This window comes from Vibrio sp. YT-19(2023) (assembly GCF_033337395.1).
The window spans coordinates 1-685 of the sequence record NZ_JAWOQN010000530.1 but is presented as its reverse complement, the minus strand read 5'-3'; the positions used below and the strand labels follow the sequence as shown (position 1 = coordinate 685).

Here is a 685-nt window from a genome sequence, read left to right as displayed (position 1 = left end):
TTTGTTCAGGGCTGGTTAAGGCGTCGCCACGCTTGAGGTTTTCCGCGAAATATCGCTGAGTCATTTCTAACACCGCTTGCAATTGCACATATTTGGCCTGCCCTAACCCTTTATGCTGACAAAACTCCTGTTCTGAAGCGGAGAACAACTGCCTAAGCGAACCAAAATCTTGAATAAGGAAATCGGCCAACTCAATCACGTTCATGCCTTGCGTGCCCGTACGGAGGAATATCGCCAGTAATTCGGCATCGGTTAACGCCTGCGGCCCACGTTGCAGAAGTTTCTCTCGTGGCATCGACTCATTTGGCAAAGCTTTGAGTATCATCGGAACTCTCTTTGAAGATAAGAATCCCTATTCCACAAAACAGAAAGCGAAAGTCGAGGGTGACTTTCGCTTTCTTCGTTCCACACTGATTTTATGTGCAATTTAATGGTTCATCAGAGTTTAAAGTTGCCGACCAGATCGTGAATTTCCGTGCCGGATTGTGACAACTGAGTGCTGATCGTTTCTGCGTGTTGCAAGGTGTCATTGATGTTGTTGACGATCTGTTGAATCGCCACCAAGTTCTGGTTGATGTCTTCCGCCACCGCACTTTGTTCTTCTGCCGCTGATGCGGTTTGAATTCCCATATCTCGAATTGTACCAATAGAATGGTGGACACCAGACAAAGACTGTTGAATCAGT

The 685-nt window shown here is 46.6% G+C and carries 1 protein-coding gene and 1 pseudogene; both read right to left on the bottom strand.

Annotated elements, in window-relative coordinates; all coding sequences use genetic code 11:
- Positions 1-325, bottom strand: a 325-nt coding sequence (locus R7E78_RS26930) for a UPF0758 domain-containing protein (RefSeq protein ID WP_318058716.1), incomplete at its 3' end; no start/stop codon positions are given.
- Between the two features lie 113 nt (positions 326-438).
- Positions 439-685: pseudogene (locus tag R7E78_RS26925) on the bottom strand (chemotaxis protein); the annotation flags it as partial.